Genomic DNA, 17,547 nt, shown 5'->3' on the forward strand with positions numbered 1-17,547 from the left:
GTCACACCCGTTCCCATTCCGAACACGGCAGTTAAGCTCTTCAGCGCCGATGGTAGTTGGGGGTTTCCCCCTGTGAGAGTAGGACGCCGCCAAGCAATGTTTATCACATCAATTAGGATTCATAAACCCGTATAAACAGGTTCAAATCCTATCTACGCATTCTAAACCTTAGGATTATCCTAAGGTTTTTTTGTATAATTTCCACTATTCGTTGGAAAGGCTTAAAAATAGCATGATTTTGGTAGGGGGCTTCTCGATGACCGGTAAAGAAGAAATCCTGGACAATAAACAAATTCTTCATTCTTTTGCGGAATGGTTAATGGGTCAAAATAAATCCGATGGTACGATTAAAACCTATGTGGGAGTCATCTCCCAGCTTCTTCAATGGTTTAAAGGGGAAGCGGTAGAGATTGAAAAATCCCACGTGCAAACCTATTTAGACGATATGGAACAGTCAAACAAGAGTGCAGGAACGATTGAAAAGCATTATTCTGCCATTACCATGTTTTCCAGGTTCCTTGATAAACCCGAAATCGTCCTCAACATCGATCGTAAAGCAAAGGAAAAGAAAGAAGATCCGCCAAAAGCCCTGAACATGCTTGAGCAAGCTGCTCTCCTAAAAGAAATCGAGGCCTCTGGGCATTTCAGGAATATTGCCATTGTCTACACAATGATTCATACGGGGATCCGGGTGTCTGAACTTTGTGATTTGAACCATAGCGACATTCAAAAAGAGGGAGAAAGGGAATATATCCTCATCCGGGATTCAAAGGGAGATGTAGACAGGAAGATTCCACTTTCCATGACTGCTAGTGAAAAGATCAAGGCTTACAAGGAATTTTTAAGTATGGAAACGGAGGCCATCTTCATATCCAGTGTGAACCAGCGCATCACGCCAAGGTCCGTGCAATATATGCTGACTAAATATAATGCGACTCCCCATATGCTGCGGAATACGTTTTGCCAAACATTAATCGATAAGGGGATAGACCTGCAAACCGTTTCAAAATTGATGGGGCATAAAGATTTGAATATGACCAAACGTTATATAGTAGAGGGGAAAGAAGAATTGGAATCAGCCATTGAAAATACTTTTGATAATTTATAAGGGAGGAAAACTTCTTGTATATCGGGGAGTATTCCCAATCCTTTTCATTATAATTTCAAATGGCACAGGGGATTTCTTGCTGCTGAAAAATAGCCTTTCTCTTAGTTTTTCCTTATGTCTTTCCTTTCTTTTTTGACTTTTTTCATCCTTCCCAGAACCCCAGAGCTTTTTTATTGGATACCCTGAATTGTAGATTCTTTAGTTGGGGAATATTCATATAGATGATCTTCTCAAATTAGTTTGTAAAAATGAATGGCCTCTGCTCCCCACCTTATCCCAGGGTTGGTTGCAGGGGTATTCTTTTGCCTTAGTAAATATAAAAACAATGAGTAAAAAATACAATCCAGTGGCATAGTATTAATAACCTAAAGGTTAAATCAGAAAGCAACTATTGCCAGTGCCCTTGCATCAGCCGTAAAGAAGCTGGTACAGGGTCGTTTTTGCTTGTTCTGACCTTCTTGTTTCCACGTAAGTAAAAAAATGTAGGTTAGCACCAAAACAACCCTTTGGTAGCCAAGAGGGTTAATAAAAGGGGATTTATTTTATATACTGTTACAGGTATTGGCCTCACCTAGGGTAGACTAGAAAACATCATTGGACTTCTTATTCTACTAATTAGGGTTGCAGGGTTGTTTCTCTTAGTAGTTTCTCGGTTTCAATTAAACAAGCACCCTTGTCATGTAAGTATTCAAGTGAGATACCCCTTTTTAATGCTGTTTGTTCCATTAATCTAATTTCATGATACATAGCACTAGACAAGATTCCTTTTTCAATGTTCCTATTTATTTCATAATAAAATCCTGCCAATAATTCTAACGGTAATTCATCGTAAAGGGAACTTTTTTTGTTCACCATAAAGCACCTCCTCATTCTACAATAAAACTAGCATACATATTTGTAATAAAAACATAAGGGATCTTAAGGGGAGTTTTCAAGCTAGGGAAACCCTCAATTTGACCGAATACAGAGTTTTTTTGTATTTGAATAACATGATTGATGAATCACTGTTTCCTATTCGGAAGAAGCTAGCTGTTGCATATAATAGGGAATTTATTCTATGTACTGTTCCGGGTATTGGCCCCACCTACGCCAGATACTATGACGGCCACGCATGCCATCCAACCTACTATCATCATAAAAGAAAGCGCTTACAATGTCAAGGGTTTCATTTGGAAATACGAGCAAAAACCATCTTATTTCAACGTTCGTTTAAGTTGAAAAATACTTTACGAACGTTCTTTGTTTTACATAAACTTTTACGAACGTTTTTTGCAGAATAGTAGAAAGAAATAGAAAGAGGGGTAAAAATGGATGTTCGTAAATTCGGATACATTCTGGTGATAATGGAGCCCAAGGCGGAGTGGGTCCTGGTGGAGTTGGTTCTTCGTTCAATACTGGGATCAATCAAGTTAACCAAAGTGCTGTTCGTTCAGGTAATGGAATTGTTGAAATTACCTTTACGCCTGATACTCAACCCCCAACCATCATCTGTTCAGGTAACATCACTCAGTATAATGACCCTGGTGTTTGTGGGGCGATAGTGAACTATCCACCTTCAACTGTAAATGACAGCTGTCCTGGAGCAACATCTGTTTGTTCCCTACCTTCTGGATTGTTCTTTCCTGTTGGAGCAACTACGGTGACATGTAGAGCCACGGATGCTGCTGGGAATATAAGCGCTCATTGTTCGTTTACAGTAACAGTATAAAAAATAAACCCTTTTAATCCTATTTCACATTGTAAACCTTTTAAAGATACCACATATCTTCATCATAACAAATGTGATCATAAGAAACACAATGATTGTTGTAAGAAGAAAAAACACTGCTTTGATAACTTTTGGTAGTTTGTTAAAAAAAGAGTGCCTAGATCCAGTCTTGATCAAGGTACTTTTTATTTCTAATTTCCCATTAGATGATAGGTTATTGCAGAACTACTGTAGAAAGTTAATATAATGTTATGTTCCATTTCCTAGATTAGGAGGGTTTCAAATTGGAAAAACAATTATTAACTATGGCGCAGATCGCAAAACAATAAAATCTTGCTGAATCTACAGCAAGATTTTATTGCGGAATTGCGAAAACATATTACATATTGCTGATGTAGAAAACAAACTAGAAGAACGAGATCCGAAACTAATAGAGTCCATAAGAGAACTACAAGAAACTAAAAAAGAAATTGCAGCTACTCAACAAAAAAAGTGGTGGCGATTTTGGAAATAACAAAAAGAGTAGCTATGTAAGTAGCTACTCAATCACATATTGTACACCTTTCCTAGTAGTTGGAAGGGAAACGTATATTTTTTTTGAATACTTGATTTTACTGCCTAGTACTCAAAAAAGGGGGATAAATGATTATACGCCCTTCATTTCATTTACCTATAATTGTAATGGTTTTATCGTAAATTTTTTAATGCGCCACTCCAAGCGATCACTTGGTCAAGCAAAGCCATAAGATCCATTTATAAGTTGTTCGTAGTAGCTGCTTAATCCCAAAGTTAACAGGGTATTACGACACTATGGCTTTAGTGCATTATTTTCGCACCAGAACCTACGGAAATGGTTGAACTTGTTTTCGTGTCAAAAATCGCTTTTTCCAGGAGTTCCGCCACATCGTATGTCGCTACGGAGTCTTCTACTTCTTTCGCTTTCGTACCGTCTGACAGCATCGTCAGGCAGTACGGACAGCCGGAACTGATGACCGACGGATTCACGGCCAGTGCCTGCTCGGTACGTGCGACGTTGATGCGTTGGCCAGTGTCTTCTTCCATCCACATCAAGCCACCACCTGCACCACAGCACATGCCGTCCTGACGGTTCCGTTTCATTTCGACGAGCGTGACACCAGGAATGGATTTTAGAATTTCACGCGGCGGATTATACACGTCGTTGTAACGACCGAGGTAGCACGAGTCATGGAATGTAATCGTTTCGTTTACTTCATATTGCGGCTTCAGGCGCCCTTCATTGACGAGCTGATTAAGAAGTTCGGTGTGATGATACACTTCAGCAGTAAATCCGAAGTCCGGGTATTCATTTTTGAAAATATTGTACGCATGCGGGTCGATCGTAACGATTTTTTTGATTTCGTTTTTCTCGAATTCCGCAATGTTCGCCGTGACAAGGTCCTGAAACAGAAACTCATTGCCGAGACGGCGGGCCGTATCACCCGAGTTTTTCTCTTTATTGCCGAGAATTGCGAAGGAGACACCGGCTTCATTTAACAGCTTTGCAAACGACAGCGCAATTTTCTGGCTACGGCTATCAAACGCCCCCATTGATCCGACCCAGAGTAAATACTCCGGTTCTTCCCCCAACTTTATCACTTCTTTGATCGTCGGGATCAATACATCACCCCGAAGCTCGCGCCAGTTTTCTTTGTCTTTCCGGTTCAAACCCCACGGATTACCCTGGCGCTCGATATTCTGCATCGCGCGCTGCGCATCCGGGTTCATCTTTCCTTCTGTCAGCACAAGGTAACGGCGCATGTCGATGATTTTGTCAACGTGCTCGTTCATGACTGGACACTGGTCTTCACAGTTGCGGCATGTCGTACAAGCCCAGATTTCTTCTTCCGTGATGACGTCACCGATCATCGACGGGCTATATATCTGTTCCACTGTCATAACTTCTGCTCCGGCAGCTTTCGCGATCTGGTTACCTTTAGTGTCGGCAAAAGCAAATGCCGGCACCCACGGCTGCTTATGGGTTACGGCTGCGCCAGTCATCGTCAGGTGATCCCGCAGTTTGACGATTAAATCCATTGGCGACAGCATTTTACCGGTACCTGTTGCCGGACACATATTGGTGCAACGTCCACACTCGACACATGCATAAAAGTCAATCATCTGTGTCTGCGTGAAGTCCTGCACTTTTCCGACGCCGAATGATTCCTGTGTTTCATCTTCAAAATCCACTTTGCGTAGTGTACCAGCGCGGTCAAGTCGGTGGAAATACGTATTTATCGGTCCTGCAATTAAATGCGCATGCTTCGATTGCGGCACATACACAAGGAATGCCAATAAGGTAAAAAGGTGAATCCACCACATGATATAAAACAGCGTAACGACAATCGGTGTTGCAAGTCCTGCAAACACAATGGCAATCGAGGACGCCACCGGTTCCATCCAGGAGAAATGTACGTTTTCTTCATGCCAGATCAGGTCCATGCCGTTGCCGACAAGCACTGATAACATTAAAGAGCCGATAAAAATCAAGACCAACCCGCTTTTCCATCCGCGTTTCAGCCGGACAAGTTTTTCTATGTAGCGGCGATAATACGCCCACACGACCGCAACGAGAATCATTAAGGTCACAAGTTCCTGGAAAAACTTAAACGATTCGTACAGCAGCCCGAACTGCAGATACAGCCCCGGCACAATCCCCTTGATAATAAAATCAATCGCGCCAAGTTGAACGAGCAAAAAGCCATAGAAAAACATGACATGGATTGCGCCGCTTTTTTTATCTTTTAATAATTTTTTTTGACCAAAAACGTTGACCATAATTTTGCGGAAACGTTCGTCTTTTCTCTCTTCGAATACTTCTTTTTTGCCGAGTTTTATGTACACGTAACGTGTTTTTAGCAAATATACAAACAAATAACCTGCGTAAGCCATTACAAAAATGGTTGCAATTAAATTAAGCCAGAGCAATCCGTTCATATTATATATGCACTCCCCTTTCTGATGAAAAAATTAAATCAATACATTGAATCAGGGCTGTAGATAAATAAACAGAAGGCAGCTTCTTCTCTGCCTTCTTTGTTTTTAAAATAATTAATTTACTGACGCTGTAATATTCAGTTCATTTTTCAGTTCTTCTGTTAACATAGGCACAATTTCAAACAAATCTCCCACAATACCATAGTCAGCTACATCGAAAATCGGTGCTTCTGGATCTTTATTGATTGCAATAATGACTTTCGAGTTGGACATGCCTGCTAAATGCTGAATAGCTCCGGAAATTCCAATCGCAAAGTACATGTCAGGTGTTACCACTTTTCCCGTCTGACCAATTTGAAGGGAGTAGTCACAGTAGTCGGCATCACACGCACCTCGTGAAGCACCTACAGCTCCTCCGAGTACATCTGCAAGTTCCTTCAATCCATTAAAACCCTCTTTACTTTTTACACCGCGACCGCCAGCTATGACAACTTTTGCTTCTGATAAATCAACTCCGCCTGTAGCTTTGCGGACCACGTCCTTAATGATCGTACGTAGACCTTTAATCTCTGCTTCAAAAGAAATTGTTTCTCCCGTTCTTGAATCATCAGTCTCAAGTGGTGCAATATTGTTTGGGCGTATAGTCACAAAAAATAGTCCATCTTTGATAATTCTTTTCTCAAATGCTTTTCCAGAATAAATAGATCTTGTGAAAATGGGTTTATTGTCTTCCTTTTCAATTTTGACAACATCCGAAATTAATCCAATTCCCAGCTTGACCGCAATGCGGGGAGACAAGTCTTTTCCGATCGACGTGTGACCCATAATAATGCCATCCGGCTGTTCAGACTCAATTACTTGGACTAGTGCTTGTTGATACGCATCAGTCGTATAGTTTTTTAAATCTGGGTGTTGAACTGTGATGACCCGATCCGCGCCATGATGAAGTAACTGTTGAGCTTCATCATCTATATTTTCTCCAAGCAGGACGCTGACCACTTTTCCTCCATTCGCTGCTTCTTTGCCAGCTGCAATAACTTCAAAAGAAACGTTTCTTAAATGTCTATCTTTCATTTCACTGACTACGAGTATTTTGTTTGACATGTTCTTCCTCCCGACTTGTTAAATCATTTTTTCTTTCATTTTGTTAGCAATCTTACAAGTTCTTTTACTTGCTGTTCAGGATTTCCTTTGAGGCGTATCCCTGATTCTTTAGCTGGCGGCAGGAAAATAGTAATCGCTTTCGTTTTCGCCTGTATATCCTCTTCATCCACATCCAGCTCTTCAAAACTGATTTTTTCGAGTGGTTTTTTCTTCGCTTTCATAATGCCCGGCAATGATGGATAGCGAGGTTCGTTTAATCCTTGCTGTGCAGTTACAAGTATTGGTAAAGATACTTCCACGGTTTCTTCATCCCCCTCAACGTCACGGACAATTGTCGCTTTTTCATCTATAATGTCAATGTTCGTTATCGTTGTGACCTGTGGAATGTTTAACAGTTCTGCCACTCTTGGTCCAATCTGACCTGAGCCGTTATCGATCGATACATTTCCTCCGATAATAAGATCATACGGTTGATCTTGTAAAAAGGCTGCGAGTAGCAGAGCTGTGGTAGCTTGGTCAGATTCTTCAATATCTTCCTTTTCAATTAAGACCGCTTTATCTGCGCCCATTGCCAGCGCTGTGCGTAGTTCTTTTTCAGATTCCTCATCACCGACGGTCACAACTGTCACTGAGCCGCCATGCTTTTCACGGAGGAGAATTGCTTCCTCCACTGCATATTCATCGTATGGATTTATCACAAACTCAACGCCTCTATCGTCAATTTCATTGCCGATAACTACAATTTTCTCTTCTGTATCAAATGTTCGCTTGATTGTCACGAAAATGTTCATTTAACATCCTCCTAAACTTTATGGATCCTAGTCAAAAATATTTATTAACGTATGGAACCAATTTATTTTGATAGATTGCTGTACTCATCGACTCGTAGTGGATCTTAACATACGATAACCATTGATTTTGCCACAGCATACTGCCTTGCAAGTTGACAGCTTCAAGAGTCATCACTAAGCATTTCTCATGGAGTTGTGGCTGACACTCCTACGTGCATAAAGCAATGTTTAGCACATCCAAGTCATTTGTTAAATAGACAAAATTTTTGTTCTAATTCAAACAAAGTTTTTACACTACCTCGGTAATTCCTTGTTTATAGGAATAGCGTGCACCCCCTTCATTTTTAGTAATTCAAATTGGCGTTTTCTGTCACCAAGAACTATATATCAATCATTTTAGGTGAGCTAAAAAAAATATCGATAGAAAAACGATTAAAACCAATAAAAGTGAACCATATCATAAAAAAAAATACTCCTTAATCATAATGTGCATTATTTTTTGGATAATCGTAAAATAGTGCACTAAAGAGTAAAATATCTCTCTTGTTATGAAATGGTAAACCGACGAAAATGAATTTATAACATTGAGTCACACAATTAAAACATTAAGGGGGAGACCATATGAAACAGCCACTTGCCAAAGTAAAAGTTCTCGATTTTACTAGAGTATTAGCAGGCCCCTATTGTACTATGATGTTAGCGGACATGGGGGCAGAGGTTATTAAAATTGAAAAGCCTGATACAGGAGATGACACGAGGGGATTTGGTCCATTCCAAAACAATGAAAGCGGTTACTTTATGTATCTTAATAGAGGCAAAAAAAGTATCGCACTAGACCTGAAACAGCAGGAGTCAATTAACATTGTAAAAGAATTAGTAAAAGAAGCTGATGTAGTTATTGAAAACTTTAGACCGGGAGTAATGAAAAAATTAGGACTGGATTATGATTGTTTACAAAAAATCAATCCTCGTATTATTTACGCTTCAATATCTGGATTCGGCCAGTACGGACCATATAGCCAGCGGCCTGCTTATGATTTAGTTGCGCAAGCAATGGGGGGATTAGCCAGCATAACCGGTCATCCCAATCAACAGCCTACTCGTGCTGGAGCTTCGCTTGGCGACATGAGCGCAGCTTTATATGCAGCTTATGGAATAATGGTTGCACTATTCCATCTTGAACGTACAGGAGAAGGTCAATATATTGACGTTGCAATGGTTGATTCTATTTTTGCATTACTTGAAAGTAATGTTATGCGATATACGTCTGAAGGAACTGTCCCTCAACGAATAGGCAGCAAGCATCCGATTAGTGCACCTTTTGACATTTACGTGGCAAGTGATGGGTATATTGTGATAGCAGTTGCTAATGATTCATTATTTCTCCGGCTATGTGCAGTAATGGATCGTCCAGAACTAGGGAAAGATCCTCGATTTATTACTGATATTCAAAGAAATAATAATGAAGCTGAATTAAAGAAAATTATTGAATTTTGGCTACAAGAATACACTGTGCAAGAAGCGGTTGAGCTGATTAACCACGGTGGAGTTCCGAGTTCACCAATTTTAAATATAGATGAGATTTGTGAAAGTGAACATACTGAAACAAGGGAGATGTTAATTGAATTGGAGCATCCAATTGCCGGGAAAACGAGAGTGCCGGGAAATCCGGTCAAATTGTCGAAAACACCTCCATTGATAAAGCACCCGAGTCCTAGTTTAGGAGAACATACAGTAGAAATATTAAAGACACTTAATATAGAAAAAATTAAATAGTTTAAGAGAAGAGATCAATAGGGAGGATAAAAAAATGAACTTTGAATATTCGGAAGAACAGTTAAGCATTCGTAAAATGGTGCGTGATTTTAGCAAAGAGGTTCTTCAGCCTAAAGCAGCTGAAATAGATGAGGAGAACCGATTTCCTACAGAACATATTCCAAAGCTAGCAGAATTAGGATTGATGGGAATTGCTTACCCCGAAGAGGATGGGGGAGTCGGAGCAGATGCCATTGCAGAAGCGATTGCTGTTGAAGAAATCACTTACAGCTGTGCAGCTACAGGTTCAATATTAACAGCACATTACTTAGGAATTGATGGACTTTATCTTGCTTCAAATAAGGAGCAAAGAAAAAAATATTTAGTGCCTGGATGCAAGGGTGAAAAATTGTTCGCTTTTTGCCTAACTGAACCTAATGGGGGTACAGATGTAGCATCAATGAAAACCAAAGCTAAACTTGTCGGTGATGATTATATAATAAATGGTTCAAAGATTTTCATTACGAATGGTGCATATGCTGACACACTTGTTGTTTATGCAAAGACGGATCTTGAAAAGGGAGCTAAAGGAATTAGTGCCTTTATCGTAGAAAAAGGAACTCCAGGATTAACATATGGAGCGGGTGACGACAAGATGGGAATCAGAGGTGCAAGGACGCATGAAGTAATCTTTGAGAACTGCCGAATCCCAAAAGAAAATCTAGTTGGTCATGAGGGAGAAGGATTTAAAATCGCTATGTCAGTTGTCGATCGTGGAAGGATTGGGATAGCAGCAATGGCAGTTGGCTTAGCTCAGGCAGCGTTGGATCAGGCGATTGGTTATTCAAAAGAGCGAGTCGCGTTTAACAAACTAATTTCCGAATATCAGGGATTGCAATGGATGATGGCTGAAATGTCAGCAGAACTTGAAATTGGACGTTTATATACCTATTACGCTGCCAGTTTAAAAGATAAAAAGGAATATAGACTATCTAAAGAAGCTGCTATTGCAAAATTATTTACCGCTGAAGCCTCTAATCGCATTGTTCATAAAGCAGTACAAATTCATGGTGGTTACGGATACATGAAAGAATATCCAGTTGAACGTCTATATCGAGATCAAAGAATATTAGAGATCTTTGAAGGAACATCACAAGTGCAAAAAATGGTTATTGCACATCAATTATTTAAATAAATAATTGAGAATATTAGAATGGAAGGAAAATAAATATGATCAAAAATAAAGATAAAAAAGTAATTAGAGCACCAAAAGGAAACGTATTGACATGCAAAGGGTGGATTCAAGAAGCAGCAATGCGGATGTTGATGAACAATTTGGATCCTGAAGTAGCTGAAAATCCAGATGAACTGGTCGTTTATGGGGGGATCGGAAAAGCTGCACGCAATTGGGAGTGCTATGAAGCGATTATTGAATCATTAAAGAATTTAGAAAATGATGAAACTTTGCTTGTGCAATCCGGTAAACCTGTCGGAGTATTTAAAACGCATCCTCAATCACCTAGAGTCCTTATTGCTAATTCAAATTTAGTTCCTGCTTGGGCAACTTGGGATCACTTTTATGAACTAGAAAAGAAAGATTTAATGATGTATGGTCAAATGACAGCAGGAAGCTGGATTTATATCGGCGCACAGGGGATTTTACAAGGAACTTATTTAAGTTTTGTAGAAGCAGGAAAAAAAGTTTTTGGCACGTCAGATTTAACAGGAAAGTTTATATTGACTGGTGGAATGGGTGGAATGAGTGGGGCTCAACCACTAGCAGGAAAGATGGCGAAAGCAGTAATACTCGTTGTAGAAGTTGATCGTCAACGAATTGAAAGAAAAATAAAAGAAGGATATTGCGACTATATTTGTGAAGAACTAGATGAAGCACTTAGTAAAGTAAAAGAGTTTACAGATAAAGGTGAACCTGCCTCAATAGGTTTGGTAGGTAACTGTGTTGATATCTATCCGGAGATTTTGAAGAGAGGGATTGTTCCTGATATTGTAACTGATCAAACGAGCGCACATGATCCAATTAATGGTTATGTTCCTCATGGCATGTCATATGAAGAAGCATTAAAGCTACGTCAAGAAAATCCAAAAGAGTATGAGCAGCGGGCAATGGAATCTATGGCTATTCATGTTCAGGCGATGCTTGATTTTCAGTCAGCTGGTTCTGAAACATTTGATTACGGTAACAATATTCGTGCGTACGCTAAAAAAATGGGCATAGAAAATGCTTATGATTTCCCTGGATTTGTTCCCGCTTATCTTAGACCTCTCTTTTGCGAGGGGAAAGGCCCATTCCGTTGGGTTGCATTATCAGGAGATCCAGAAGATATTTACAAAACTGACCAAGTAGTGAAAGAAATGTTTAAAGAAGATGAGGCACTTATCAATTGGATTGACATGGCACAAAAAATGGTGAAGTGGCAAGGGTTACCTTCAAGAATTTGCTGGTTAGGTTATGGAGACCGACATAGATTTGCATTGAAAATAAACGAATTGGTAGCTAGTGGCGAGATTAGTGCTCCAGTCGTATTTGGGAGAGATCATTTAGACTGTGGTTCAGTTGCATCACCTAATCGTGAAACAGAAGCTATGAAAGATGGAAGTGATGCAATAGCTGATTGGCCAATTTTGAACGCACTTGTTAATACTTGTGGGGGAGCTGGTTGGATTAGTATTCATCAAGGCGGGGGTGTTGGGATGGGATATTCACTTCATGCCGGACAAGTGCTAGTTGCAGATGGTTCAAAAGAAGCTAGTCAGCGAATTGAGCGCGTGCTTGTATCAGATCCAGGGATGGGAGTCATTCGACACGCAGATGCAGGTTATGAAAAAGCAATAAAAGTTGCTAATAAAAAAGGCGTAACGATTCCAATGCCACGACCATAAGAAAATTTTCCAAGATGAAGTATGAAAATCGGAGTTTCATTCACTTGCTGAAGTGTAAATGAAGCTCCGTACAAGGAAAGGAAGAACTCAAAATGCTGCAAACTATCTATTCGCCTGTTGGCAATGAAATATCGTGTAAAAACTGGGAAACAGAAGCATTACTTCGCTTATTTTTAAATAGTCTGGATCCGAGAGTGGCTGAGAATAGTCAGGAATTGATCGTATACGGTGGAAGAGGGAAGGCTGCAAGAAATCATCAATCTATGGAAGCTATTATAAATGAATTAAGAAAACTTGAGCCCGATCAAACACTATTAATTCAATCCGGAAAGCCAGTTGGTGTTTTCCGGACTTTTCCATATTCACCAAGAGTAGTATCTGCAACCTCTATGGTGGTCCCAGAATGGGCGAATGATAAGGACTTTTCTCTCCTTGAAAAAAAAGGATTAACAATGTATGGACAGGCAACTGCTGCCTCCTGGGCATATATTGGAGTACAAGGTGTTCTTCAGGCTACATTTGAAACGATGAGTGAGATTTCCAATTGTTTTTTTGACGGTTCTTTAAAAGGGAAAATCGTTCTAACATCAGGATTAGGTGGAATGGGATCTGCTCAACCGCTCTCTGTTACAATGAACGGCGGAGTGTGTATCGTTGTGGAAGTAGACGAATTGAAAATAAATAAACGGTTAGTAAATAATTATTGCGATATAAAAGTAAGTACACTTGGTGAAGCAATTCGATTAGCGAAAGAAGCAGCCGATCAACAAAAGCCATTAGCGATTGCATTAGTCGGGAATGCTGCAGATGTATTTTGCGAAGCTGTAGAGTGTAGATTTACGCCAGATATTGTTACAGATCAAACAGCTGTCCATGATTTGCTTAATGGATATATTCCGAGTGGTGTAACTTTAGAACAAGCAAAATTTTTACGTACGAAAAAACAAGAAAAATATCTTGAAATGGCTAGAGCATCACTTGTTGCTCATATAAACTCTATGGTTATTTTAAAAGATAGAGGAGCAATTGTTTTTGATTATGGAAATAATATTCGAGGACAGGCAAATAAAATAGGTTATCATGCAGCTTTTTCTTTTCCAGGATTTGTGTCAGAGTATTTACGTCCATTGTACTGTGAAGGAAGAGGTCCCTGTCGTTGGATTGCTTTATCAGGCGATCCAAGTGATATTTATAAAATTGATGAAGTTCTTTTATCAGAATTTAAAAACGATGCTAGAGTTTGCCGCTGGATTCGATTTGTTCAAGAGAAAATATATTTTTACGGACTTCCCGCTCGAACATGCTGGCTTAATTATAATGAAAGAAAGCAAATCGGAAATATAATTAATAGTATGGTTGCGAGTGGGGAATTATCAGCTCCAGTTGCGATTACGAGAGATCATTCTGAAGGAAGCACGATGGCAGCACCTACTAGAGAAACAGAAGGGCTGCTTGATGGCAGTGATGCTGTTGCCGATTGGCCAATATTGAATGCCCTATTAAACGCGAGTTCAGGGGCATCATTGGTATCGATTCAACATGGTGGTGGGGTAGGGATTGGAAATTCAATTCATTCAGGAATGACCGCAGTTGCTGATGGTAGTGTGGATGCTGCAAAAAAACTAAGTAATTTACTGATAGTTGATCCAGGTTTAAATATCATTAGACATGCGGATGCAGGTTATGAGAAAGCAAATAATATGTTAAATAACATGGGTCTGAAAAAACCTTTATAATCTTAAAGATTTTTTAAAAGTGAAAGGTGGTGTTAGTAATGGAAAGTATCGATTTTTTCGTCTTCAGAAATGAAAGTACTGTTGAAAAATTAAAACAAATAAAAAAAGACTATTACTTTCAGGTATCTATTGAATCTATTTCATCATTTGAAGAATTACAGCGATGTTATAGCAAGGGTGCATTAATTTTGATTGACGCTGATCAAATAGATAATGTTGAATATCCGGTTGTCATTAAATATTTACAGTCCCAACAGCTACAAAATAGATATATCTTAATGAAAGAGCACTTTACAAACGATGAAATGAGATTTTTTTTAAAAAACGGTGCATTCGATTGTTTGAAAAAGCCGTTAAGCGAAAAATGTTTATATAGCACGATTATTGAATTTAATAGATTAAAACAACAGCCATCTGTTTTGCCCGATTTACAAAAAGAAGACCATCATTATCGTTCTTCCATAAAAGTAAGTTTAGCTTATGACTTAATATTTGGAAATGTAAAAAACGCTAAAAGAATATGGGATCAAAGTCGAATTGCAGGTTTATCAGTAGTACCCAACATTGCTATGGTAGTTTGTATAGATGACTTTCATAGATTAGTAAAAGATAAAAGCAATTTATGGGAACAATCAATTCGAAATGAAATCATCGAATCTATAAAACAATATAATTTTATAAAAGAAATGCTATCGATTATTATCGGTCCTGAAAAAATAGCTGTTTTACTAGCGCTTCCTGTGCAGAATGACTCCTTAGAGTATAAGCAGTTGGCGTTATCTCATGCTCAAAAAATTAAGCAACTCATTAAGCAAACGGCTGGTTATTCAGTCTCGATAGGAATTGGAAGTTATTATGAAGATGCAAGAAATTTACATCTCTCCTATCAAGAGGGGTTACATGCACAATCGTATAAACTTTTTTTAGGAAAAGATTCAGTTATTCATATACACGATGTAGAAACGTTCAACCATGAAACAAGTTTTTTACCACGAGATGAAATTAAGATCATGGCAAGTAAATTGACAATGGGCGATGTTGAAGGTGTGAAAGAAATTTGGAACGAGATAATCAAAGGAGTTTCTTCACAGAAGAATATGAATCCAAAAACATTCAAATTTCAAATTTTGGACATATTATCTATATTGTCTCGATCAGCAATTGATGGAGGAGCTAGTCCAAAAGATGTTGTACCTATCCAGTTAGAATACGCTAAAGAATTATTGAAAACAGAAACAATTGAACAGATAAGTCAATGGATTGAAGAGGTAGTAGATTGTTATCTTGAACAGGTTCTCACTAACCATAACGAACAAATGTTGAAATCTATTCAAAAAGCTTTGACTTATATTAATTTACACTATACTGAAGATATCAGCCTAGAAAAAGTCGCTCAGCATGTATATTTAAGCGCTAACTATTTTAGTACGGTTTTTAAAGAAACAACAGGCCTTTCTTTTATCGAGTATCTCACTCATTTACGTATTGATAAAGCTAAATCCCTTTTGATGGACCTAGATTACACTATTTACAAAATAGCAGAAGATGTTGGTTATAGTACTCCTCGTTATTTTAGTAGAGTATTTAAATCAATTACGGGAATGACACCAAGCCAATTTAGAAATTCTGTGTTAATTACAAAGCGGGGCTGAGATAAAAACGCATATTTTTTAAAAAATATTTTCTCTTGTCGAAAGAAACCAATGATTCTTGGACAGTGGATAATACATAAGTAAAAACCAGAGGACAATGGATGTACCTCTATCAATTTTTGGATTCCGAAGGAAGTACCATTGATATTTATCTGAGCAGGAATAGAAACAAAAATCAGCCAGGTGCTTTTCAAAAGAGCCTTGGCTTTTTGTCATTCTTTAAGAAGCGTAGTATGCGCGTAATGAAGTATGTACATGGATAAAAAAGGACAGACTTTCCAAGGAGAAAAGTCTGCCCGAAGTCAGGTTAAACTAATTCACCATATTTGTTCTCACAGCATAAAAGACGATACCGATAACTTGATTATTTCCTTTTCCCGCTCTGTCATTCTCTAAATTCGAGAAATGACTTTTCTTCTTCTGGTACTTGATTATAGAAGGATAAGTTGATTTTCTTTTTCATTGGATAATAATACAGTATGGAAGGTATGATCAATCCCACAATCCAAGCCAAATCCGTCCCATTTAATGCCTTAGCAATGGGGCCAACAAAGATTGTAGTATTCACAAAGGGGATTTCAACTATGACTGCTATTAAGTAAGACATAATTGCAATCCAATTAAATTTTCCATACTGTCCATTCAAATCGAAAATATCCTGTATACTATATTCTCCATGACGCAATAGATAGTAATCTATCAAATTAATTGCTGTCCAAGGAACCATAAAATAAGACAGTAGTAAAATAAGATTCTCGAAGTTCTCGAGAAAATTCCCATGTCCCCATACCGCTAAAAAAGTACCCACTATGGCAGTGGAAAATACTAACCAAAAACGTGCTTTAGACGTTGCTCTTATTTGAGTAAATGTCTCCAAAGTTGTAGTGACCGACATAAATGCACCATACAGGTTAAGCACGTTAACTCCCACGACTCCTAGAATAATGACCATATACATAACAATAGCAAATTGGGGACCAAGAAGTTTAACAAGACCAGCGCTAGAGTTGTCCAGAAATTTTGGGATAGCAGCCGTTAAAATAACTCCTAAAGTCATCATCCAAACAGTGCCTACAACCGTTCCTGCATAGGTATAACCAAAAGTTTTTGAAGGAGGGGTATCGCTAGGAAGATATCTTGAATAATCAGCTACATACGGAGCATAGGTCAACTGCCATGTTGCAACAATACTTATAGTTAGTAAAAATGGAGCCAGTTCAAAATGGGTAGGATCCCAACTACCGGAGGGCAATTGGAGGCGAAAAACTTCCACTGTGACAAAAACAAATACAATCGCAAATATGATTGCAAAATATCGCTCCATTCTATGAATGAAATCATGACCGAAAAGAGTTATAGCACAGGTTATCGTACTTAGTAATATAATTCCCCAATTGAGAGGAAGAGAGAACGCACTACTGATCGCCTGAGCCCCCAGTACACTACTACCAGCAAAAAAGCCAATATACATAAGAATTACGATAATAAGTGGAATGACCGCACCAATTACCCCAAATTGTGCGCGACTTTGAATCATCTGTGGAATCCCTAACTTTGGTCCCTGTGCTGAATGAGAAGCCATAAAAACAGCCCCAACTAAATTCCCTATAATAATCGCTACAATACTCCAAAACAGATTTAAGCCGAACTCAATTGCTAAAGCACCAGTAACAAGCGTTGTAATTTGCATGTTTGAGCTAAACCATATTGAAAACAAATTCCGAACATTACCATGCCTCTCTTCTTCAGGAACAAATTCAGTGGTTCGTTTTTCAATCTTCATACATATTTCCCCCCTTTAGACCTAATTGCTATCCATCAAATTAAACAACCTGGT

Annotated in this window: 13 protein-coding genes, 1 rRNA gene and 1 pseudogene; 10 read left to right on the plus strand and 5 right to left on the minus strand. The window is 38.7% G+C overall.

All coding sequences use genetic code 11. From position 1 onward, the window contains the following. Both rrf and ACQKNS_RS23840 read left to right on the plus strand, forming a co-directional pair. A 5S ribosomal RNA gene (gene rrf, locus ACQKNS_RS23835) occupies positions 1 to 95 on the plus strand; the annotation flags it as partial. Positions 96 to 256: 161 nt separating this feature from the next. Next, on the plus strand, positions 257 to 1,108 hold the full coding sequence (locus ACQKNS_RS23840) for a tyrosine-type recombinase/integrase (RefSeq protein WP_427645738.1): 852 nt from the start codon (positions 257 to 259) through the stop codon (positions 1,106 to 1,108). Between the two features lie 615 nt (positions 1,109 to 1,723). Here ACQKNS_RS23840 and ACQKNS_RS23845 read toward each other — a convergent pair. Next, a complete protein-coding gene (locus ACQKNS_RS23845; RefSeq protein WP_427645739.1) occupies positions 1,724 to 1,963 on the minus strand; it encodes a hypothetical protein in 240 nt (79 codons plus the stop codon). Positions 1,964 to 2,468: 505 nt separating this feature from the next. On the opposite strand from ACQKNS_RS23845, the gene ACQKNS_RS23850 reads away from it, so the two are divergent. Both ACQKNS_RS23850 and ACQKNS_RS23855 read left to right on the plus strand, forming a co-directional pair. Beyond that, positions 2,469 to 2,816, plus strand: a complete 348-nt coding sequence (locus ACQKNS_RS23850; protein ID WP_427645740.1) for an HYR domain-containing protein — start codon at positions 2,469 to 2,471, stop codon at positions 2,814 to 2,816. Positions 2,817 to 3,174: 358 nt separating this feature from the next. Beyond that, the gene (locus ACQKNS_RS23855; RefSeq protein ID WP_427645741.1) at positions 3,175 to 3,330 is read left to right on the plus strand and encodes a DUF3967 domain-containing protein; all 156 of its coding nucleotides are present in this window, start codon (positions 3,175 to 3,177) and stop codon (positions 3,328 to 3,330) included. 302 nt (positions 3,331 to 3,632) lie between these two features. On the opposite strand, the gene ACQKNS_RS23860 is transcribed toward ACQKNS_RS23855, so the two are convergent. The 3 genes from ACQKNS_RS23860 to ACQKNS_RS23870 form a co-directional block, all read right to left on the minus strand. Then, complete coding sequence (locus ACQKNS_RS23860; RefSeq protein ID WP_427645742.1) at positions 3,633 to 5,771, minus strand: heterodisulfide reductase-related iron-sulfur binding cluster; 2,139 nt, start codon at positions 5,769 to 5,771, stop codon at positions 3,633 to 3,635. 114 nt (positions 5,772 to 5,885) lie between these two features. Next, complete coding sequence (locus ACQKNS_RS23865; RefSeq protein WP_427645743.1) at positions 5,886 to 6,875, minus strand: electron transfer flavoprotein subunit alpha/FixB family protein; 990 nt, start codon at positions 6,873 to 6,875, stop codon at positions 5,886 to 5,888. Between the two features lie 35 nt (positions 6,876 to 6,910). Continuing rightward, positions 6,911 to 7,666 (minus strand): electron transfer flavoprotein subunit beta/FixA family protein, encoded by a 756-nt coding sequence (locus ACQKNS_RS23870; RefSeq protein ID WP_427645744.1) that lies wholly within the window; start codon positions 7,664 to 7,666, stop codon positions 6,911 to 6,913. Positions 7,667 to 8,287: 621 nt separating this feature from the next. On the opposite strand from ACQKNS_RS23870, the gene ACQKNS_RS23875 reads away from it, so the two are divergent. The 6 genes and pseudogenes from ACQKNS_RS23875 to ACQKNS_RS23900 all read left to right on the plus strand — a co-directional run. Further along, the gene (locus ACQKNS_RS23875; RefSeq protein WP_427645745.1) at positions 8,288 to 9,442 is read left to right on the plus strand and encodes a CaiB/BaiF CoA transferase family protein; all 1,155 of its coding nucleotides are present in this window, start codon (positions 8,288 to 8,290) and stop codon (positions 9,440 to 9,442) included. A 34-nt stretch (positions 9,443 to 9,476) separates the two neighbouring features. Further along, positions 9,477 to 10,616 (plus strand): acyl-CoA dehydrogenase family protein, encoded by a 1,140-nt coding sequence (locus ACQKNS_RS23880; RefSeq protein ID WP_427645746.1) that lies wholly within the window; start codon positions 9,477 to 9,479, stop codon positions 10,614 to 10,616. 35 nt (positions 10,617 to 10,651) lie between these two features. Further along, the gene (gene hutU / locus ACQKNS_RS23885) at positions 10,652 to 12,322 is read left to right on the plus strand and encodes a urocanate hydratase (RefSeq protein WP_427645747.1); all 1,671 of its coding nucleotides are present in this window, start codon (positions 10,652 to 10,654) and stop codon (positions 12,320 to 12,322) included. Positions 12,323 to 12,414: 92 nt separating this feature from the next. After that, on the plus strand, positions 12,415 to 14,058 hold the full coding sequence (gene hutU / locus ACQKNS_RS23890) for a urocanate hydratase (protein ID WP_427645748.1): 1,644 nt from the start codon (positions 12,415 to 12,417) through the stop codon (positions 14,056 to 14,058). Between the two features lie 38 nt (positions 14,059 to 14,096). Next, positions 14,097 to 15,710: a helix-turn-helix domain-containing protein gene (locus ACQKNS_RS23895; RefSeq protein ID WP_427645749.1), complete on the plus strand. Its 1,614-nt coding sequence runs from the start codon at positions 14,097 to 14,099 to the stop codon at positions 15,708 to 15,710. Positions 15,711 to 15,802: 92 nt separating this feature from the next. Further along, positions 15,803 to 15,973, plus strand: a pseudogene (locus tag ACQKNS_RS23900) (DDE-type integrase/transposase/recombinase); the annotation flags it as partial. Positions 15,974 to 16,095: 122 nt separating this feature from the next. Here ACQKNS_RS23900 and ACQKNS_RS23905 read toward each other — a convergent pair. After that, positions 16,096 to 17,493, minus strand: coding sequence for a purine-cytosine permease family protein (locus tag ACQKNS_RS23905; RefSeq protein WP_427645750.1), 1,398 nt, complete (start codon positions 17,491 to 17,493; stop codon positions 16,096 to 16,098). Between the last annotated feature and the right edge of the window lie 54 nt (positions 17,494 to 17,547).

Origin of the sequence: Peribacillus sp. NPDC094092 (assembly GCF_050279365.1) — a bacterium.
Classification (GTDB): domain Bacteria; phylum Bacillota; class Bacilli; order Bacillales; family DSM-1321; genus Peribacillus.